The organism is Saccharopolyspora oryzae (genome assembly GCF_027853915.1).
Lineage (GTDB): Bacteria > Actinomycetota > Actinomycetes > Mycobacteriales > Pseudonocardiaceae > Saccharopolyspora > Saccharopolyspora oryzae.
This window is the reverse complement of sequence record NZ_JAQGLA010000007.1, coordinates 160,073-179,723: the sequence shown is the minus strand read 5'-3', so window position 1 is coordinate 179,723 and position 19,651 is coordinate 160,073. Positions and strand designations below refer to the sequence as shown.

General features: G+C 68.5%; 20 protein-coding genes. 4 read left to right on the top strand and 16 right to left on the bottom strand.

The genetic code is table 11. The features are described from left to right. On the top strand, window positions 1-442 hold a 442-nt coding region (locus OU415_RS07580; RefSeq protein WP_270947869.1), incomplete at its 5' end, for a zinc-binding dehydrogenase. A 70-nt stretch (window positions 443-512) separates the two neighbouring features. After that, complete coding sequence (locus OU415_RS07575) at window positions 513-890, top strand: PH domain-containing protein (RefSeq protein WP_270947868.1); 378 nt, start codon at window positions 513-515, stop codon at window positions 888-890. 158 nt (window positions 891-1,048) lie between these two features. Here OU415_RS07575 and OU415_RS07570 read toward each other — a convergent pair whose 3' ends face one another. From OU415_RS07570 to OU415_RS07560, 3 genes are all read right to left on the bottom strand, one after another. Beyond that, the gene (locus OU415_RS07570) at window positions 1,049-1,300 is read right to left on the bottom strand and encodes a hypothetical protein (protein WP_270947867.1); all 252 of its coding nucleotides are present in this window, start codon (window positions 1,298-1,300) and stop codon (window positions 1,049-1,051) included. 189 nt (window positions 1,301-1,489) lie between these two features. After that, window positions 1,490-1,771 (bottom strand): hypothetical protein, encoded by a 282-nt coding sequence (locus OU415_RS07565; RefSeq protein ID WP_270947866.1) that lies wholly within the window; start codon window positions 1,769-1,771, stop codon window positions 1,490-1,492. A 163-nt stretch (window positions 1,772-1,934) separates the two neighbouring features. Continuing rightward, a complete protein-coding gene (locus OU415_RS07560) occupies window positions 1,935-2,120 on the bottom strand; it encodes a hypothetical protein (RefSeq protein WP_270947865.1) in 186 nt (61 codons plus the stop codon). Window positions 2,121-2,708: 588 nt separating this feature from the next. On the opposite strand from OU415_RS07560, the gene OU415_RS07555 reads away from it, so the two are divergent. Next, window positions 2,709-3,740, top strand: coding sequence for a C1 family peptidase (locus tag OU415_RS07555; RefSeq protein ID WP_270947864.1), 1,032 nt, complete (start codon window positions 2,709-2,711; stop codon window positions 3,738-3,740). A gap of 1,113 nt (window positions 3,741-4,853) precedes the next feature. Here OU415_RS07555 and OU415_RS07550 read toward each other — a convergent pair. From OU415_RS07550 to OU415_RS07515, 8 genes are all read right to left on the bottom strand, one after another. Then, a complete protein-coding gene (locus OU415_RS07550; RefSeq protein WP_270947863.1) occupies window positions 4,854-4,976 on the bottom strand; it encodes a hypothetical protein in 123 nt (40 codons plus the stop codon). Window positions 4,977-5,082: 106 nt separating this feature from the next. Then, on the bottom strand, window positions 5,083-5,745 hold the full coding sequence (locus OU415_RS07545) for a GntR family transcriptional regulator (protein ID WP_270947862.1): 663 nt from the start codon (window positions 5,743-5,745) through the stop codon (window positions 5,083-5,085). Window positions 5,746-5,799: 54 nt separating this feature from the next. Next, window positions 5,800-7,260, bottom strand: a complete 1,461-nt coding sequence (locus OU415_RS07540) for an FAD/NAD(P)-dependent oxidoreductase (protein WP_270947861.1) — start codon at window positions 7,258-7,260, stop codon at window positions 5,800-5,802. Beyond that, entirely contained in the window at window positions 7,253-7,576 is a 324-nt protein-coding gene (locus OU415_RS07535) for a (2Fe-2S)-binding protein (protein ID WP_270947860.1), read from the bottom strand. Before OU415_RS07535 ends, OU415_RS07540 begins: the two co-directional genes overlap by 8 nt. Then, window positions 7,573-8,727, bottom strand: coding sequence for an NAD(P)/FAD-dependent oxidoreductase (locus OU415_RS07530; protein ID WP_270947859.1), 1,155 nt, complete (start codon window positions 8,725-8,727; stop codon window positions 7,573-7,575). Before OU415_RS07530 ends, OU415_RS07535 begins: the two co-directional genes overlap by 4 nt. 54 nt (window positions 8,728-8,781) lie before the next feature. After that, complete coding sequence (locus tag OU415_RS07525) at window positions 8,782-9,783, bottom strand: proline racemase family protein (RefSeq protein WP_270947858.1); 1,002 nt, start codon at window positions 9,781-9,783, stop codon at window positions 8,782-8,784. 237 nt (window positions 9,784-10,020) lie between these two features. Beyond that, window positions 10,021-11,493: an aldehyde dehydrogenase (NADP(+)) gene (locus tag OU415_RS07520; protein ID WP_270947857.1), complete on the bottom strand. Its 1,473-nt coding sequence runs from the start codon at window positions 11,491-11,493 to the stop codon at window positions 10,021-10,023. A gap of 77 nt (window positions 11,494-11,570) precedes the next feature. Continuing rightward, on the bottom strand, window positions 11,571-12,476 hold the full coding sequence (locus tag OU415_RS07515; protein WP_270947856.1) for a dihydrodipicolinate synthase family protein: 906 nt from the start codon (window positions 12,474-12,476) through the stop codon (window positions 11,571-11,573). A 242-nt stretch (window positions 12,477-12,718) separates the two neighbouring features. Here OU415_RS07515 and OU415_RS07510 point away from each other — a divergent pair, with 242 nt between their 5' ends. Further along, entirely contained in the window at window positions 12,719-14,161 is a 1,443-nt protein-coding gene (locus OU415_RS07510; protein ID WP_270947855.1) for an alanine/glycine:cation symporter family protein, read from the top strand. Window positions 14,162-14,372: 211 nt separating this feature from the next. On the opposite strand, the gene OU415_RS07505 is transcribed toward OU415_RS07510, so the two are convergent. From OU415_RS07505 to OU415_RS07485, 5 genes are all read right to left on the bottom strand, one after another. Next, window positions 14,373-15,104, bottom strand: a complete 732-nt coding sequence (locus tag OU415_RS07505) for an amino acid ABC transporter ATP-binding protein (RefSeq protein WP_270947854.1) — start codon at window positions 15,102-15,104, stop codon at window positions 14,373-14,375. After that, window positions 15,104-16,588, bottom strand: coding sequence for an ABC transporter substrate-binding protein/permease (locus OU415_RS07500; protein WP_270947853.1), 1,485 nt, complete (start codon window positions 16,586-16,588; stop codon window positions 15,104-15,106). The genes OU415_RS07505 and OU415_RS07500 overlap by 1 nt, the downstream gene beginning before the upstream one ends. A 1-nt stretch (window position 16,589) precedes the next feature. Next, window positions 16,590-17,540 (bottom strand): formimidoylglutamase, encoded by a 951-nt coding sequence (gene hutG / locus OU415_RS07495; protein WP_270947852.1) that lies wholly within the window; start codon window positions 17,538-17,540, stop codon window positions 16,590-16,592. Then, window positions 17,537-18,280 carry an IclR family transcriptional regulator gene (locus OU415_RS07490; protein WP_270947851.1) on the bottom strand — a complete coding sequence of 248 codons (744 nt, stop codon included), beginning with the start codon at window positions 18,278-18,280 and terminating at the stop codon, window positions 17,537-17,539. The genes hutG and OU415_RS07490 overlap by 4 nt, the downstream gene beginning before the upstream one ends. Window positions 18,281-18,542: 262 nt before the next feature. Beyond that, window positions 18,543-19,472 carry a carbamate kinase gene (locus OU415_RS07485; protein WP_270947850.1) on the bottom strand — a complete coding sequence of 310 codons (930 nt, stop codon included), beginning with the start codon at window positions 19,470-19,472 and terminating at the stop codon, window positions 18,543-18,545. Window positions 19,473-19,651 lie beyond the last annotated feature (179 nt).

The following is a 19,651-nucleotide window of genomic DNA, read 5'->3' as shown; positions in this document are numbered from 1 at the left end:
GCCCGGCGCTCGGGAACGAGCCCTCGCCTTCGGCGCCGACCTGGCGCTGGACCCGGCCGATCCGGGATTCGCCGCCGCGGTGCTGGAGGCCACCGGAGGCCGCGGCCTGGACGTCGCCTTCGACTTCGCCGGGGTCCCGGCGGTGCGGGAACAAGCGGCCACCGCGCTGTGCCGGGGCGGCAGCCTGGTCCTGGCGGGACTCACGCCGCAGCCGCTCACCGTCACCGACGGCACCCGGTTCTCCTGGAACCGCAACCAGATCCGGGGCCACTACGGATCCAGCCCCGAGCACGTCGAGCAGCTGATCCGCCTGGCCGCCGCGGGCCGCCTCGACCTGACGCCGTCCATCACCGGCCACCTCCCGCTGGCCGAAGCCGAGGAAGCGGTCCACCGCCTGGAGAACAAGATCGGCGACCCGATCCGCCTCGTCCTCACCCCGTGACGGCCACGCGGCACCGTCCGGGATTTCGATACGGTGGTCGAACGGAATCCGATCTTCGAGAGGAGCGCAGGTGGGAATCTTCGGCGGGATGATGGGCAACGCCTCGAGCATCGACCCCCGCGCGGCGACGCAGGAGTTCGGACGCCTGCTCGCGCAGGGCGAGGAGGTGCACGCCGGCTACCAGCTGATCCGGGACTCGTTCCTGTTCACCGACCGGCGGCTGATCCTGATCGACAAGCAGGGCATGACCGGCCGCAAGGTCGAGTACCACTCGATCCCGTACCGCAGCATCACCCACTTCTCCGTCGAGACGGCGGGCACCTTCGACCTCGACGCCGAGCTGAAGATCTGGCTGTCCGGCACCGCCGAGCCGATCGCCAGGCAGTTCGGCAAGGGCGTCGACGTCTACGAGGTCCAAGCCCTCCTGGCCGCCTTCGTCGCGCGCTGACCCACCGCTCCCGGGGCCGGTCGACACCACGTCGACCGGCCCCGCCGTCGTTCCGCCACCCGGGGCGCGGTCAATTTCTCGGGTGGCTGCGGCCGCGGACACTGGTCATGCGGCGGTCTGCTGCGGTCGCCCAGCTGCAGTCCTGAAAACGGGAGGCGTTACTGCTCGTCTCCCCGGTGGGACTGCGTTCCTCCTTGCAGGCGAACCAATGCGGACCCGAATGCCATCGATTTGGGGATGACGAGCCCGAGCCGTTCTCCGAAGCTCCCCCATTCGTCTCTGGCGATGGCGAAATCGCCTGCCTCGTTGTCGGAAATCCGGTTCTGAGTTTCGGCGACCTGGTCGGTCAAGGACCGGACATGATCCTGAAGCGCAAAAAGCAGGGCAGTCGTTTTGCTGCTGGTGGTCACCAGCTCCTGGATGGACGGTGACGGTTTGCATCGCGCATTTCGGATGAGGCGGGTTGCCTCTTCCAGAGCGGAAACAAGGTCTCGATTCTGGTCTGGCATGAGCGATCTCCCGGCATCGTCGGCATCCGGAGTTCAACCGTAGACGAGGGCCCGTCTCCGCAGTGTGAAGACGGGCCCGGGATCGTGACGTCATGCAGGTGGCGGAACGACGTGGTAGACGCTCGAGCACCCGACGTAGCTGCCGGTCGAGTTCGTCACGGCAACGTGGATGTCCGCGCTCGGTCCCGAGAGCCCTTGCGTGACGTTCAGCGGATGCGAGGCATCGACATGGATGTCGTAGGGCCTGTCGGGGAAAGCAACCCGCGGATCGATGTGCACGATCGCAGCCGAGTCGTTGACCAACCGCGTCAAATCGACACCCACGATCCGGACCGACCAGGGTTCCCCCGGCGGATCGGCGAGGGGAGTCACGTAAGCGAAGCCATCGCAGCGAGAAGAAAGCGGCTCCGGCGCATGCGGTGCGCTGGCGTTCGCGGTAACGGCTGCGCCCGAAAGAAATAATACAGCTATGGCACTGACCGTGATTGTTCGAAGCTTTTTGTGATCATGCCGGGAATCTAGAAGCTGATTCGGGCTAATCGCTAAAGCAGTCCTGCGTCATCGCTGGTAAGAAATTTCCATTGCCGTCGGCTTTGGGGCCGAAGATGGTGTCGGCTTCGTCGACGAGCATGGTGGGCAGGTCGTCGCTTATCGACCGATACACGGCGGCTGATGAGGCATTGACGGACATGAACGGGTCGCGGCAGGTCGCCTCGACCACGTCGAGCGAGTCGGGCCCCGGCGATCGAGGCGGGCATCACCCCCGGGCGGGCCATCGATCAGCACCGCGGAGTGGGCGGAGTTGATCAGCGTGGCTTGCCATCGAGGTGAGGGGCACCGTGACCAAGTAGCCAGGTCAGGTGTGAACTGGCCAGGGGCGGTTCCGTGTCCGTCACTCTCAGCCGTTCTCAGCTGTCGTCAGCCGGTGTCTATGGGCAATGTGCACGGGCATAGCTCCAGGGCTGCCAACGACCCAAGAAGCCCTCGGGCAGGGTCGGGTGGCCCGTGGAGGTCTCACCCCCGGGCCACCCGACCCTGCGACGCGACTGCCGACCACGGTGCACGCCTTGCGGATTCAACATGAATCTTTTCTGAACCTTGGGGACTATGGCCTGGACCGAGCGGGCTGAACAGACTCGGGGCGGAAACGAATTGTCGCCGAAAGTGGGTGCGCCGTGACGGATACTGAACAGAAGGCTCCGCCCTGAGAGATCCCGTTGACCACCGGATTCGAGAAGATAGGCACCGATGGTACGCGATCTGGAGTTCAGTACCAGATTGCTGAGTAAGATATACGAGGGAGAATCTCATGAGAGTAATCAGGGAAGTATCGGGGCACGATGCTGATGTCGAACGAGCCATGCAGGTGCCCCGTACTATTGTTGAGCAGCGAACACCGTTCAATGTCCAAGTCGAATTTCCAGATGGTGAGATCGTCGGCACTGGATGGATACCTCCAATGCCCGATATGCGCGACTATACGCCGCAGACGGAACCAGTCCGCGCTGCTTCGCAGACCTTAAACGTCCCGAGCCCGGAGAACCCTGCGGGGCCAATTTCCGCAACGGTTCCCCCCAGCGTCGATTTGAGACAATGGTGCTCGCCCATCGAAAACCAACTTGGGCTTGGTTCCTGCACGGCGAATGCAGCCGCCGGTATCGTCGAGTATTTCGAACGCCGGGCCTTCGACAACTACATCGACGCATCGCGGCTGTTCATCTACAAGACAACCCGGGACCTCCTTGGCTGGGTGGGCGACACAGGCGCCTACATCCGGACCGCAATGGGTGCATTGGCGATGTTCGGGACTCCGCCGGAGAAGTACTGGCCATACACGGACGCGCACCAGCCCGGCCTAGACGGTGCTCGAACCTTTGACGACGAGCCTTCGGCCTTCGTCTACGAGGTCGCCGAGCATTGGGAGGCCATGAACTACTTCTCCCTCGACCCACTCGGGCTGAATGTTCCCCCCGCGACTGTACTCAGCAACCTCAAGGCCTACATAGCCGCCGGCATTCCCGCAATGTTCGGGTTCTACGGCTTCCCGTCGTTCTCGAAGACGACAGTCAAGGGAGGAATCCCGTACCCATGCGAGGGTGAGGAAGCCCAGTGGGGGCACGCTATCGTCGCGGTGGGCTACGACGACGCAAAGACGGTCGATAACGCCGTCTGTCAGACGAGCACAACAGGCGCGCTGCTAATTCGCAATTCATGGGGACCTGCATGGGGCGACGGTGGATACGGGTGGATGCCGTACGAGTACGTGCTGAATCGTCTCGCTTCGGACTTCTGGCATCTAACGTCCATGCGCTGGCTCGATACAGGTCGGTTTGGGCTCTAACCCCTGGTTGGTGGTGAAGCGTTGAGTTGGCCTGGGCGGTGCCGGGATGGGCCCCGTGGTCCGTCTCCCCAAGCCGTTCGCAGTGCGAGGCTTGCCCGCTCCAGGGCAACCGAATCTCCAAATCTGTCGTCAGGCACCGTACGTCTTTCTAGCCGTGAGGTGTCTGCTCGAGCGAACTGCTCCGGGCACCTTATGCCGGCGCACCACGCCGGAAGCCCCCGGGTGACCGGTTGCCAAGCACATGGCCCTAGCCGAGCCAATCCGTCGGCGCTCGCGGGCGTGTGTCCTTCGGGCGGGCATGAGCCGGTACACCAGGACGCACGGATCAATGAACGCCGCGCCCCGCGTGGGCCACTTTCGTGTGGCCGCAGGCTGGCGGCGCGGCTGGCAGTTCTGGGGATGATCATGATTACGAACCCCAATCCGGACGCCACGAAAGGACCTGAGGAAGACCCTGTTTCGTCCTATATAAGAAAAATCCTATGTGTTTAATATTGGGCTATATTCATCTTTTTTGCTCACCTTAGGTGGCTATATTGCTTATAGTTCCTCCGTTGCCGGTCAATGGTGGAAATGCATCGGAATTGCGCTCGCATACTCTGGTCCAGCCGTTGGCGGAGGATCCGTGTTGGGCCTGCTCTTTGGAATACCCAGATCGGCCGATTTTCATTTAGCATTGCTGCAAAGAAATTCTACGCAGGCCCTCTTGTCGCGCCCTCTACCAACTTCCGCGCCGGGCTGGCGAGCACAGCGTGACGAGTCCCTGCTGCCTGCACCGGTGCGGTGCGAGCCTCGTACATGTCCGGTCGATCCGGGAACCCCCAACGCAGAAGGGACCGGCATCATGCCCACAGGCGTGGAGCTCGGGCAGGAGGGCGTCCGGATCGTTGAGCAGATGCGGGCCTTCACCGAGGCCGCCGAGGCCGCCGAGGCCGAGAACCGCAACCTCGACGCCATCGATCGGGAGAGCTACGAGGTGTTTTCGCGTGTCCGGACGTGCTCCGGGAGTCTCGTTCGTGGTGCGGGAGCGTCCCAGGGCGGGGTGAAACCGCTGGTCAGTGGCTTGTTCGCATCCCGGGACGGGGGAGGGGCGCAAAGCGCTTGTTGGTCTGATCAGGCGGTGCCATCGTTTTCGACCAGCCAGCTGCGCACCGAGTTCTGGGGGTCGTGGTAGCTGGAATGCTTCAGCTCGTTGAGCGCCTCCGCCAAGCTCCGGGTGCTGGAAGGTCGACTCATCGCAGGCCCCTAGGTCGACGGACACAACCGCCCAGGAGTGTCCCACGCGATCACCCGGACAGACCGGGATTTGCCAGAACCCCGCACTAGCGGCGGGATCGGGCGGCTACTCCGCTGCTGGGCTGGCCCAGCGGCCCCGGACCTGGCTGATGTGGTCGCGCATCGCGGACTCGACGGCGTCCTGGTCCCGGGACTCGATCGCGTCGACGATGTCGTGGTGCTCGCGCGCGACGCCGACCAGTTCGCCGCGTTCGCGCAGTGCCGCCAGGCCGAAGAGGCGGGTGCGGGCGCGCAGGTCCGACACCAGGTTGGTCAGCCGCGGGTTGTCGGCGTAGGAGAGCAGGCGCAGGTGGAAGACGCGGTCGGCCTCGGTGTAGTCGACCAGGTCACCGGCCTCGGCTCCGGTGACGATGTTCTGCGCGAGCTCCCGCAGCTCGGCGAAGTCCGCCTCCGGGATGACCGGGGTGATCTTGCGGACCGCGGGGGGCTCGATCAGCAGCCGGATCTCGGTGATCTGGTCGAGGTCGGCCTCGCTGACCTCGGTGACCCGGAAGCCCTTGTTCGGCACGATTTCGACGAGGTCTTCGCGGACCAGGTCGAGCATCGCCTCGCGGACCGGGGTCGCCGAGACGCCGAACCTGGCGCCGAGCGAAGGCGCCGAGTACACGACGCCGGGTTCCATCTCACCGGAGATGATCGCCGCCCGCAGGGCCCGGCCCACGCGGTCGCGCAGGCTGACCTTCTCCATCTGAACCAGGCTCGGAGCCACCTCGACCTCCCCGTTCTCCTCCTCGCCATGGTATGTGACGTGGTACAGCGCCGCTCACTCGTCCCGCGGGGCCTCGGCGAGCTGCTCGAGGGAGATGGGTGCGGTGAAGGTCTGCTTGGCGGTGGGCCGCAGGTCGTCGGCGGTGAGCTCGCGGCCTTCCTGCGCGGCGGCGAGCTGGGCCGTGGCGAAGCCGCACACCCGGCCCTGGCACCAGCCCATCCCCGGGCGGGCCATCATCTTGACCGACCGGGCGTCGCCCGCACCGAGCTCGTCCCGAGCTGCGCACACCTGCCCGAAGCTGACCTCCTCGCAGCGGCAGACGGTGGTGTCCGGGCGCAGCCACTCGTGCCAGCGGCGGGGCACCGGGTGTGCGGCGTGCATCGCGGCGGCGAAGCGGCGGTAGCGGGCGATGCGCTTCTGCAGCGCCTGCACGGGCGCCTGCGGCACCGTCGCCCGCTGGTCCCGGGCGGCGATCAGTCCGGCGAGTTCGCCTTCGGCGACGGCGAGCAGCGCACCCCCGACTCCAGTCGCCTCACCGGCGACGTAGACGCCTGGCGCGGTGGCCCGCTGCTCGGAGTCGACGACCGCGACGAGCGAGTCGTCGACGTCCTTGCGGGTCTCGGCACCGGTCGCGGTGATCAGTTCGAGCGACGGCGTGAAGCCCCAGCCGAGCGCCACCAAGTCGACGTCGACGCGGCGCGTCCGGTCGCGGATGCGGCCCTCGCGGTCCAGCCGCGACAGCTCGACCGACCGCACCTCGTCGTCGCCGTGGATCGCGGTGATCGCCGTTCGCTGGAGGTAGGGGATCCGGTGGTGCGCCAAGGCGGTCGCGTACTCGACCGCTTCGCGGGCCTTCGCGGGGACCGCAGCCGCGGCGAGGGGGTTCTTGGCCCAGCCGCTGACCGATCCGGCCTCGCACACCGCGACGACGTCCGCGCCCGCTGCGGCGAGCCCGGTGGCCACCGGGAGCAGGAACGGGCCCGTCCCGGCGACGACCGCACGCCGCCCGGCGAGGGTGCGGTGCCCCTTGAGCAGGGCCTGGACGCCGCCGGCGGCCATCACGCCGGGCAGGTCCCAGCCCGGGATCGGCAGCTGGCGGTCGTAGCCGCCGGGGCACAGGACGAGCCCGTCGGCGGTGACCGAACGCGGGGTCTCGTCCCCGGATCGGGCCGCCTCGACGTGGGCGGTGGTCAGGTGCAGGGTGTGGGCCCGGGTGCCCGGGGCGGGGCGCTCGACGAACCAGACCTGGCGGCGCGGCAGGTGGACGATTCGGCCGTCGCCGGTAAGCCGGTGCAGCCGTGCGCGGAAGTCGGTGAAGATCGACCAGTCGTGGTGGCCGAGCGATTCCTCGCCGCGCGGCGCGGATTCGTCGGGGTGGCGCCAGTACTGGCCGCCGGGTTGTTCGCCGGCGTCGACGAGCACGACCGAGCGTCCGGTCTCGGCTGCGGTGACGGCGGCGGCGAGCCCGGCGGGCCCCGCGCCCACCACGGCGATGTCGAAGCGGGATTCAGGCATCGGTGTCGTCTCCGGTTCCGAACGGGCCCTCGCCGGGCACGGTGCTCGACAGCGCCATGCCGGGCCGCGCGGGGACCAGGCAGGCGCGCTGGTTCGGCACGCCGTCGACGGTGATCAGGCAGTCGTAGCAGATGCCGATCCCGCAGAACAGGCCGCGCGGGCGGTGCTGGACGCGGGTCGTGCGCCAGGACCGGATCCCGGCCCCGGCCAGCACCGATCCGACGCTCTGACCGGCGACGGCGGGCAGCGGGCGGCCGTCGAAGACGATCTCGAAGCGCTCCGGCTCGGCAGTGGTGGGGGAGTTGCTGGGATTCACGATGCCTCCGCGAGGTCGAAGCGCTCGGGTGCGAACGGCGCGAGGTCGAGATCGGGTCGCCGACCGGTCATCTGCTGGACGAGCAGCTTCGCCGAGCCGACGGACAGCCCGATCCCGGCGCCCTCGTGCCCGGCGGCGTGCCACAGCCCGGGTGCGCGCGGGTCGTGGCCGATCACCGGCAGGTGGTCGGCGCAGTACGGGCGGAACCCGAAGTAGTTGCGCATGATCTTGGTCCGGGCCAGCGCCGGGTACAGGTCCAACGCCTTCGCCGCGATCTGGCGCAGCGCGGGCAGCGAAACGCGTGCGTCGAAACCGACCCGCTCGCGGGAAGATCCGATCAGGACGGTGCCCGCGCGGGTGCCCTCGATGACGGTGGAGGTCTGCAGCCCCTCGTCGGAGGAAGTGGTGCTGGCGACGTAGTCACCGGAGTAGACCTTGTGGAACACCGTCTTCGGCAGCGGTTCGGTGATCAGCACGAACCCGCGGCGCGGCATGATCGCCACCTTCACCCCGGCGAGCTGGGCGATGTCCCCGGCCCAGGTCCCGGCGGCGTTGATGACGTGCTCGGCGTGGACGGCGCCCCGGCTGGTGGCCACCCCGGTGACGCGGTCGCCGTCGCGCAGCAGCCCGGTGACCTCGGTGCGGGTCCAGACCTGCGCCCCGCGTTCGCGGGCGAGGCGGATCAGGTGGGCGGCCATGAGCATCGGCTGGACCTGGCAGTCCTGCGGGTAGAACGCGGCCGCCGCCAGGCCGTCGGTGATGTGCGGTTCGTAGTCGTGGATCCGGTCGGCGGGCACGCCGGTGACCTCGATCCCGGCTTCGCGCTGGCGCTGGGACAGCTCGGCGAGGTTCTGGGCGCCGGCCTCGGTGGCGGCCACGATCAGGCCGCCCTTGGTCTCGAACTCCCACAGGTGGTTGTGCGGGGCGAGGTCGGTGCGCCAGACCTCGTTCGAGTACAGCGCCAGGTCGAGCTCGTGCCCGGCCTCCTTGTCCGAGACCAGCACGTTGCCCTCGCAGGCGCTGGTGGTCCCGCCGGCGATCTGGCCGCGTTCGACGACGTGCACGCGCAGGCCCTGCTCGGTGGCGAAGTGGGCGCACGCGGCACCCAGGGCGCCTGCGCCGATGACGACGACGTCAGCGGTGTGGGCCATCGCTGCCTCCGTTGATCTGGTCGAAAAGCGAAGCGGGGCGCGGAGATCCGGTCGTCACAGCTCGAAGCCCGCCGGGAACGGGTCGGAGGGGTCGAGCATGTACTGCGCGGTCCCGGTGACCCAGGCGCGCCCGGTGATCGTCGGGACCACCGCGGGGCGACCGCCCACCTCGGTCTCCTCGACGAGCCGGCCCACGAACGTCGTGCCGATGAACGATTCGTTGGTGAAGTCGGTGTCGAGGGCGAGTTCGCCGCGGGCGTGCAGCTGGGCCATCCGGGCGCTGGTGCCGGTGCCGCACGGCGAGCGGTCGAACCAGCCCGGGTGGATGGCCATCGCGTGCCGCGAGTGCTTCGCGGTCGAGCCCGGCGCTTTGAGGTAGACGTGGTGGCAGCCGGCGATGTCGGGGCGCTCGGGGTGCACCGGCCGGGCCTGCTCGTTGATCGCGGCCATGATGGACAGACCGGCGTCGAGGAGCTGCTGCTTGGCCGAGCGCTCGAACGGCAGCCCCAGGGAGTCCAGGTCGACGATGGCGTAGAAGTTGCCGCCGAAGGCGATGTCGTAGCCGACCGCGCCGAAGCCGGGCACCTCGACCTGCTGGTCGAGCGCGTGGCTGAAGGAGGGCACGTTCTTGATCGTCACCGATTCGGCGTGCCCGTCGCGGACCTCGACGTCGGCGACCACGAGCCCGGCCGGGGTGTCCAGGCGGACCTGGGTGACCGGTTCGGTCACCGGCACCATCCCGGTCTCGACCAGCACGGTGGCGGTGCCGATGGTGCCGTGCCCGCACATCGGCAGCAGGCCGGAGACCTCGATGAACAGCACGCCCCAGTCCGCGTCCGGGCGGGTCGGCGGCTGCAGGATCGACCCGGACATGGAGGAGTGGCCGCGCGGCTCGCACATCAGCAGCGTGCGCAGGTCATCGTTGTTGTCGATGAACCACTGCCGCCGTTCGGCCATCGTCGACCCGGGGATGACCCCGACGCCGCCGGTGATGACGCGGGTGGGCATGCCCTCGGTGTGGGAATCCACGGCGTGCAGGACGCGGCTGGTCCTCATCGACCGTTCCTTTCGGCTGCGAACGCGGCTGCGCCGGTTCTGGATGGCTGTCTTTGATCCTGGTTTGTGTTCTTTTGCTTGTATTCGCCGTTAGGCGAATAGCCCACCCTCGCAGCTTGCACCGCCGCGGGTTCTCAGGCGTCGCCTGGCGAGGACGGCCCAACTGCCGTGTATTGGCATACATAAAGTTGGGCACCCGCAGTCCAGGCGGCGTCTGAGGTTCCGCTACCGGCACCGCTACGCAAAACGAGTTCGAGGTGTGGTTAAAGTGTCGGACAGTTCATCAGGCAGCAGGTGTTGCGGGAAGTTCTGGAACGCCACCGGCCGCAGGAACCGGGCGATCGCGGCGGTTCCGACCGAGGTCGTCGCCGGGGCGGTGGTGGCGGGGTAGGGGCCGCCGTGCTGCTGGGCGTAGGTCACCGAAACCCCGGTGGGCCACTGGTTCCACAGCAGACGTCCGGCCTTGTCGACCAGGACCCGGGTGAGGTCGGCGGCGACGGCGTCGGTGTCCTCGGCGATCAGGGTTGCGGTGAGCTGACCGTCGATGGCCTCGGCGACCTGGACGAGTTCCTGCTCGTCGTCGTAGGTCACCACCAGCGCGGCCGGGCCGAAGCACTCGGTGAGCAGACCGTCGAGGTCGGCGAGCAGGGTGGCGACGTCGGTGGTGAGCAGCGTCGGAGTCGGCGCCTCGCCGTCCGGGCTCGGGCCGCTGCGCAAGACCTCGACACCGAGTTTGGCGCTCAACGCTTCGAGGGTCTTGTGGTAGCCGGCGACGATGCGGTCGTTGAGCATCGGTGCGGACTGCGACAACTCGGTGCCGCGCAAGGTTTCGGTGACCGCGGCCGAGGTGGGAACGAGCAGCAGCCCGGGTTTGGTGCAGAACTGCCCGGCCCCGAGGGTGAAGGAGCCGACGAACTCCGCGGCGATGTCGGCGCCCCGGGCCTCGTCGGCGGCGCGGGTCACGAAAACCGGGTTGACGCTGCCCAATTCGCCGAAGAACGGGATCGGCTCGGGGCGCGAGCTGGCGACGTCGAACAGGGCCCGCCCGCCCGCGAGGGAACCGGTGAAGGCGCCCGCCTTGACCAGCGGGTGCGACAGGGCGGCCCGGCCGGCTTCTTCGCCCCAGACGAGGTCGAACAGCCCGTCCGGTGCACCCGCGTGCACCAGCGCATCGCGCACCACGGCACCGGTGGTCGCGGACAGATCCGGGTGTCCGGGGTGGGTTTTCAGGACGACCGGGCAGCCCGCGGCGAGCGCGGACGCGGTGTCACCCCCGGCGACGCTGAAGGCGAACGGGAAGTTGCTGGCCGCGAAGACCACGACCGGGCCGACCGGGACCTGGGAGCGGCGCAGGTCCGGACGCGGTGCGCCCATCGGCCACTCCGGGTCGGCGTGGTCGATCCGTGCGTCGAGGTAGCCGCCCTCGCGGATCGTCTCGGCGAACAGCCGGAGCTGGAACGTGGTGCGCTTGAGCTCACCGGTCAACCTGCCTTCGGCCAGGCGGGTTTCGCGCTGTGCGGTCGGGATCAGCACCGGTGCTGCGGCGTCGAGCGCGTCGGCGACGGCGTCGAGCACGCGGGCGCGGTCGGTGCGACTGGTGCTCGCCCAGACGCGCCCGGCTTCGGCGGATGCTGCGACGATCCGGTCGACTTCCCCGGCGGTGGTCGGTTCTGCCGGGGCGGTGAGCGCGCGCGGCTCGGTGGTCGTCATCGGTGGTGCCTTCCCGTCTGGTGCGCGGTGGTCGTGGGAGGAGCCGGGGTGGGACGTCACCGCCCCACCCCGCCAGCTCACTTGTAGCCCTTGGCCAGGACGTCCTTGGTGTCGGCGATGATCTTGTCGGCGCTCTCCGTGGCCAGCGGCGAGCGCGGCGGACGGCACTTGCCGCCCTTGCGGCCGACCACGTCCATCGACAGCTTGATCGCCTGCACGAACTCGGTCTTGGAGTCCCAGCGCAGCAGCGGGTGCAGGTCGCGGTAGATCGGCAGCGCCTTGGCGATGTCGGCCGGGTTGCCGGAGGTGGCCAGCTCGTAGAGCTCGAGGCTGGCCGCGGGCAGGGCGTTGGGGTAGCCGGCGATCCAGCCCACCGCACCGGCCAGGCCCAGTTCGAGCAGGACGTCGTCGGTGCCGATCAGCAGGTCGAGCTCGGGCGCGAGCTCCTTGATCTCGTAGGCCCGCCGCACGTCGCCGGTGAACTCCTTGACCCCGACGATGTAGCCCTCGGCGTGCAGCTCGGCCAGCAGCGCGGGGGAGAGGTCGATCTTGGTGTCGTACGGGTTGTTGTAGGCCACGATCGGAAGTCCGACCTCGGCCGCGATCCGGTAGTGCTCCACGATCGCTTCGCGGTCGGCCCGGTAGACGTTCGGGGGCAGCATCAGCACCGAGTGCGCACCCGCCTCGGCGGCGTGCTCCACCCAGCGGCGGGTTTCGAGCGCGCCGTAGGCGGCGACACCGGGCATCACGTGGAAGCCCTCGGGTGCGGCTTCGATCGCGGTGGTCACCACGCGGGCGCGTTCTTCGGCGGTCAGCGTCTGGTACTCGCCCAGCGAGCCGTTCGGCGTGATGCCGTGCATCCCGTTCGCGGCGAGCCACTGGACGTGCTCGGCGAAGCCGTCGTAGTCGACCGCAAGGTCGTCGTCGAACTGCAGGGCCGAGGCGACGTGGATGCCGTGCCAGGGCTTGAGCTGCTCGGTCATCGAGCCTCCGCTTCGTTCAGGGGGAGATGCGAACGGCCGTAGTATGTGACATTGCACTGAGCGCTGACAAGACCCCGATCCGGGCCGCCCGACTTGTCCCTCCGCGTCCGCTCTCCGGCTCGTGCGCGATGTTCGGTGCCTCCGTTGCGCATCGTTTTCGCTGGTGGGACTAGACGCCGGATTCTGTGCAATGTTATATGTCACACCGCTCATTCGCCGGCTCAACGAGGAGGACCACGCGGATGGATGTGTTGACGCAGATCAACGACTGGCTCTGGACACCGCTGATCGTCCTGGTGCTGGGCTTCGGGCTGCTGCTGACGGTCCTGACCCGGTGCATGCAGATCCGCCTGCTCCCCGAGATGCTCCGGCAGCTGCTGAAGGGGGAGAAGTCCGAGGAGGGGATCTCCCCGTTCCAGGCGCTGTCGCTGACGCTGTCGAGCCGGGTCGGCGTCGGCAACATCGCCGGCGTGGCGACCGCGATCGCCGCGGGCGGGCCGGGGGCGCTGTTCTGGATGGCCGCGATGGCCTTCCTCGGCGGGGCGACGGCGTTCGTGGAGTCCACCCTCGCCCAGATCTACAAGCGCCGGATCGACGGGCAGTTCCGGGGCGGAATTCCCTACTACATCGAGAAAGGCCTCGGCCTGCGCAAGGTCGCCGTCGTGGCCGCATCCGTCGCCGCGCTGCTCTACGCGGTGCTGGCGCCCGGCGTCCAGTCCAACGCCATCTCCAGCAGCTTCGACTCCGCCCTGGGCGTCGACCCGTGGATCACCGGCCTGGTGATCACCGCGGCGCTGGCGTTCATCGTCATCGGCGGGCGGCAGCGCATCGTGAAGTTTGTCGAGGTCATCGTGCCGTTCATGGCCGGTGCCTACATCCTCGGCGCGCTGGTCGTGCTGGCCTTCAACATCAGCGCGCTGCCCGCCGCTGCCGGGCTCGTGCTCTCCAGCGCTTTCGGCGCCAATTCGGTGTTCGGCGGCATCCTGGGCTCGGCGATCGCGTGGGGCGTGCGCCGCGCCCTGTTCTCCAACGTCGCCGGGGTCGGCGAGGGCACCTACGGTTCGGCCGCGGCCCAGGTCTCCCACCCGGCCAAGCAAGGCCTCGTGCAGTGCTTCTCGATCTACATCGACACCCTGTTCATCTGCATGGCGACCGGGCTGATGATCATCGTGACCGGCGCCTACAACGTCGAGCCGGCCGGTGGTCCTGCGCTGGCGACGAACCTGCCGGGCGTCGAAGCGGGCCCGGCCTACACCCAGGCGGCGATGGACTCGGTGTTCTTCGGCGCGGGCGGCCCGTTCGTCGCGGTGGCGATCGCGCTGTTCGCGTTCTCGACGCTGGTGGCCTTCTACTACATCAGCGAGACGAACCTGACCTACGTGCTCGGCCGCACCCCGACGACGGCCACCGCGATCCTCAAGACCGTCCTGCTGGGCATGACGTTCTGGGGAGCGGTGCAGTCCGCCGACCTGATCTGGGCGATCGGCGACGTCGGCTACGCGGCGCTGGCGTGGGTCAACATGCTGTGCCTGCTGCTGCTGGCCAAACCGGCCCTCCGGGCCCTGCGCGACTTCGACGCCCAACGACGTCGCGGCCAGGACCCGACCTTCGACCCGGCATCGATCGGCCTGACCGACCTCGAATGCTGGGGAACAGCAACCACTTCGGTGAAGCAACGCGACTGATCACCGCACGGCCCGGTCGGTTCCGCTTCGGACCGGCTGGGCCGTGCCGCGAGACCTTCTCCGGGGCCGCAGTTTCAATTGAAACTGCAGATCTCACCCACAGTGGACCGCAGTTTCAATTGAAACTGCAGATCTTCGATGCGCGGCGCAGGAGCTCGTGATGCGGGCTCCGCCCGTCCGGCGGTGGTGGTCGCCGGACGGGCGGAACCGGTCAGAGGACCTTGTCCAGGAAGGTGCGGATCCGGGGATTGGTGTTGTCGTCGGAGAAGAACTCGTCCGGTGGGAGGTCGGCGACGATGTTGCCGCCGTCGACGAACACGACGCGGTCGGCGACCTTGCGGGCGAAGCCCATCTCGTGGGTGACGACGACCATGGTCATGCCGTCGTCGGCGAGCTCGGACATGATGTCCAGGACGTCCTGGACGACCTCCGGGTCCAGCGCGGACGTCGGTTCGTCGAAGAGCATCAGCTTCGGGTCCATCGCCGCGGCGCGGACGATCGCGACGCGCTGCTTCTGCCCGCCGGACAGCCTGTTCGGGTGGGCGTCGGCGCGTTCGAGCATGCCGACGCGCTCCAGCAGGCGGCGGGCCTTCGCCTCGGCCTCGGCCTTGGACCTCTTGAGCACGTTCATCTGGGGCAGCACGACGTTGCGCAGCACGGTCATGTTGGGGAACAGGTTGAAGTGCTGGAACACCATGCCCATCCGGGACCGCAGCCGGTTGAGGTCGACACCGCGGCCGGTCAGCTCCTCGCCGTCGAAGCGCACGCTGCCGGCGGTCGGGGTTTCCAGCAGGTTCAGGCAGCGCAGGAAGGTGGACTTGCCGCCGCCGCTGGGGCCGATCACCGCGACCACCTGGCCGGGCTCGATGGTGAAGTCGATCCCGCGCAGCACCTCGACCTCGCCGTAGCTCTTGGTCAGGTCCTTGACTTCGAGTAGTGCCATCAGATGTACACCGCCATCTTCTTCTCGATGGTGCTCGTCGCGAAACCGATGAGGTTGGTGATCAGGTAGTAGATGAGGCCGATGAACAGGTAGACCGTCAACGCGTCGAACGTGCGGGAGATGATGGTCTGCCCCACCAGGAACAGCTCGTGGATGGTCACGAACGACACCAGCGCCGAGTTCTTCGTCATCGACACGAACTCGTTGCCCAGCGGCGGGAGCATGCGCAGGAACGCCTGCGGGATGATCACGTGGCGCATCGCCGCGGCGTGCGACATCCCGCACGACCGCGACGCTTCCAGCTGACCGCGATCGACGGACTGCACGGCACCGCGGAAGATCTCGGTCACGTACGAGCCGCTGTAGAGCCCGAGGGCGATGATCCCGGCGGCCATCGGGGGAAGCTGCAGACCGAGCTGCGGGAGTCCGAAGTAGATGAAGAACAGCTGGACCACGAACGGAGTTCCGCGGATCACCGAGACGTAGGCGGTGCCCAGCCACCGCAGCGGTGCGATCCGGCTGAGCTTGGCGAAACCGCCGATGGTGCCGAGCAGCAGGCTCAGCACCAGGGCGCTCAGGATGACCTGGAGGCTGACCAGCAGGCCCTGCCAGATCTGGCCCGAGGACTCGACGATGGTGGTGACGTTGAACAGCGGGTGTTCGGCCGGCTTGGCGGCGGTGGCCTCCGCGCCGAACCACTTGTCGGTGGTCTGCTGGTAGGAGCCGTCGTCGCGCATCTGCTTGAGCGCGGTGTTGAACGCGTCCCGCAGGGCCGGATCGGCCTTCTGGAAGGCGTAGCCGTAGTTCTCCTCGGTCAGCCGGTCGCCGACCTGCTTGAGACCGCCCTGCTGGGCGATGAAGTACTTGCCGCCCGGGGCGCCGGTCACCACGGCGTCGGCCTGCCCCAGCCGCGCCGACGAGAACATCTGCTCGTTGGTCTGCACCGTGATCAGCTGCGCGGCGGGCTGGTGCTGCTTGAGCCACTCGACGGACTTCGTGCCCACCTGGACAGCGACCCGCTTGCCCGCCAGGTCCTTCAGCGAGCCGATCGAGTTGTCCTTCTCGTTGGCGAAGATGGCGAGGCCGCCGGGGTAGTAGACGTCGGTGAAATCAACGGCTTTGGCGCGTTCGGCGCTGATGTAGATCGCCGAGGCGCCCACGTCGATCTGGTTGGCCTGCAGCGCGGGAACGATGTTGCCGAACGGCATCTGGACGAACTCGACGTTCTTGATCCCGGCCCGGGCGGCCAGCGCCCGGACCAGGTCGACGTCGAAACCGAGCTGGTTGCCGCCGGCGTCGGTGAACTCGAACGGCGGGAAGGTCGCGTCGGTGCCGACCCGCAGCGGGACCTGGCCGGACCGCAGTGCCGCGAGCTTGTCGGTGGGAGGAGGTTCTTGCGCGGTCGCCGCGCCCGTGGGCACGAGCACGAGCAGACAGGTGAGGAGTGCGGTCGCTAACCGCGCCCAGGTCCGCTGACGGGGCATCTCAGTGTCCTTCCGGGACAGATCGGTCGGCAGCGCCCATCGTGATCGTGTGCACGAGGCGGGCCGCGATCCGAGCGGTGCGGTGGTCGATGTCGTAGGTGGGGTTCAGCTCGGTGATGTCGGCCAGCACGAGCTTCGGGTCGTCGCCGACCAGCCGGCACACTTCGACGACGACAGCGGCGGGTACGCCGAGGGTCGAAGGGGCGCTGACTCCGGGCGCCTGCGCGGCGGGGAGCACGTCGAGATCGATCGACAGGTACAGCGCGTCGACGTCCGCGGTGAAGGCCCGGACGAACTCGAGGACGTCCTCGACGTGCCGCTCCTGGCAGTCGAGGTCCAGCAGGTGGCGGACGCCGAGCTCGGCCGCCGTGGTGAACAGCGCGGCGGTGTTGCCCGGCTGGCTGATCCCGATCGCCGCGTAGGTGAACTCGGCGCCGCGCTCGGCTTCGGCGGCGGCGATCTGCCGGAACGGGGTGCCGGACGACGGGCGCTCGGCTTCCCGCAGGTCGAAGTGCGCGTCGAGGTTGAGCACGCCCAGGCGCCGCCCGTCCAGCAGGCCGCTGCGCGCGAGCCCGAGGTAGGAGCCGTAGGCCGTTTCGTGCCCGCCGCCGAGCACGAACGGGAGGTTTCCGGCGCCCAGTTGTGCCGCGACAGCTCCGGCGAGGTCGTCCTGCGCCGCTTCGAGGGCATCACCGGTGACGGCAACATCGCCGGCGTCGTGCACGACGACCTCCGGCGGGATCGCGAACGAACCCAGCGCGGCGCGGATCGCGCCAGGGCCCGCCTGCGCGCCCGGACGGCCACCGTTGCGGCGGACTCCGATGTCGCTGGGGAAACCGATCAGCGAAACGCCGGCGGTACCGGGGGATTCGCCGATCGCGTTGTGCCACCTGCGATGTTCCGGCCCGGGTCCGTCCGTGCGCCCGGTCCACTCGGGAGCGGCTGTGCTCACGCGTACGCCTCCAGTCTGCTGATGTCCTGCGCTGCGGCGTGGGTGAGCGTGATGAGGGATTCGCGTCGCGCTCGGACGCGGAAATCCGGGGCCATCGTGCTGACCACGCCGACGAGGTCGTGCTTGCGGCCCAGCACGGGCACGCTGACGCCCCACACCCCGGGATCGACCTGACCGACGCTGATCGCGAAGCCCTGGTCCCGCACGCGGCGCAGGTCGACCTCCAACTTCTCGACCTGCGCGGTGCTCAGCCCGTGCGCTGCGGCGGCACGCTCGACCCGGTCCGCGGGGAGGTGCGCCAGCAGGGCTTGTGCGCTCGCACCGAAGGTGAGCGGTTTGCTCAGCCCGGGGGAGAAGCTGCACCGGATGACCCGCGTTCCCTCGGCGGCTTCGATGCAGAGCACGTCGTTGTCGCGGGCGATGAGGAACGCGGCGAGTTCGTCGGTGTCGGTGGCCAACCGCCGGAGCCGGAGTCGCACGCCGCCTTGGCTGAGCACTTCGCGCCGGTAGTTCTCGGCCAGCTGCACCGTCAGCGATCCAGCGCAGTAGCGGCCGCGGGTGCGTCCCTGGTGCACCAGGCCGATCTCGACGAACGCCGTCAGGTGCCGGTACACGGCGCTGGAGGGAATGCCGGTGCGGGCGGAGATCTCCTCCGCGGTCACGCTCTCCTGCTCGGCGAACACCGCCAGGATCTGCGCAGCTCGTCTACCGGCCTTCCGGTTCGTTTCCGGGCTGGTCACGGCGGGGACAGTACGTCGGCGGTGTGCGGCTGCCCAGTTATTTCTCCCAGTGACTGGGAATGTTATTCCCAGTATTCGAACGGATGCGGAGCGGAACCGCCACGAGGTCTCCGACGGTGCCCGGTCGACTACTCGCGGTGAAGCCGTGGGCCGGAAAGCGTTGCGCGCGAAGTGGTTTCGTCCGAGTTCGGAAGTTTGTCCGGGCTCTGAAGCAGTTCCGCCCGCCCGGCGGCGGTGATGGCCGGGCGGGCGGTGCGGTGGATCAGGCGAAGATGATGCCTTCGTCGAGCTCGCCGCGGATCTCGGTGCCGACCTTGCGGGCCAGCAGGTCGTCGAGGCGGTCGAGCGGGCCGATGAGGGCCCGGCCGCCGGCTCGGGCCACGCGGATCGCGGCGTCGACCTTCGGCTTCATGGAGCCTTCGGCGAAGGCGAGTTCGGAGATCGCGTCCGCCGAGGCGGTCAGGATGTCGCGCTGCTGCGGGGTTCCCCAGTTCTCGCTGACGTAGTCGCCGTCGGTGAGCATGATCAGCGTGTCCGCTTCGAGCTCGGCGGCCAGCGCGGCGCTCGCGAGGTCCTTGTCGACGACCGCCTGCATGCCCGCCTCGCGCCCCTTCGAATCGGTCTTGACGGGGACGCCGCCGCCACCGACGCACACGACGAGCCGGTTGTTCTCCAGCAGCAGCCGGACCATCGGCGCCTGCACCACGCGGACCGGGTTCGGCGAGGGGACGACGCGGCGGAAGTTGGCGCCGTCGCGGGCGATCGTCCAGCGGTACTCGGCCGCCGCCTCGGCCGCGTCCTGCGCGGAGTAGGTCGGGCCGATCAGCTTCGTCGGCCGGTCGAAGGCCGGGTCGTCCTCGTCCACGACGGTCGTGGTGAGCACCGCCGCGACCTCGCGCTCGCCGCCGAGGGCGTTGGTGAGCTCCTGCTGGACGACGTAGCCGATCATGCCCTGGGTCTCGGCGCCGAGGATGTCCAGGGGGTAGGCGGCGACGTCCTGGTAAGCGAGGTTCTGCAGGGCGAGTAGTCCGACCTGCGGCCCGTTGCCGTGGGTGATGACGACCTCGTGCTCGCGCGCCAGCCCGGCCAGCGCCTGGCAGGTCGACTTCACGTTGGCCCGCAGCCGGTCGGCGGTCATCGGTTCCCCGCGCCTGGCCAGGGCGTTCCCGCCCAGTGCCACAACAACTCGCATGCGTGCTTCTCCTCCGCTGGTCCCTGATGCGACTTGCTGTCGCAGACACTGAGTAATGGTATACCATTTTATGGGACGTCGACGTCTCGAAGTGGCAAGCAGGGGTGGTTCGGATGCACGCGCTCTCCGCCGCCGGGCGCGCTCTCTCGATCGACGAGGAGGCGGCCGGCTACCTCCTC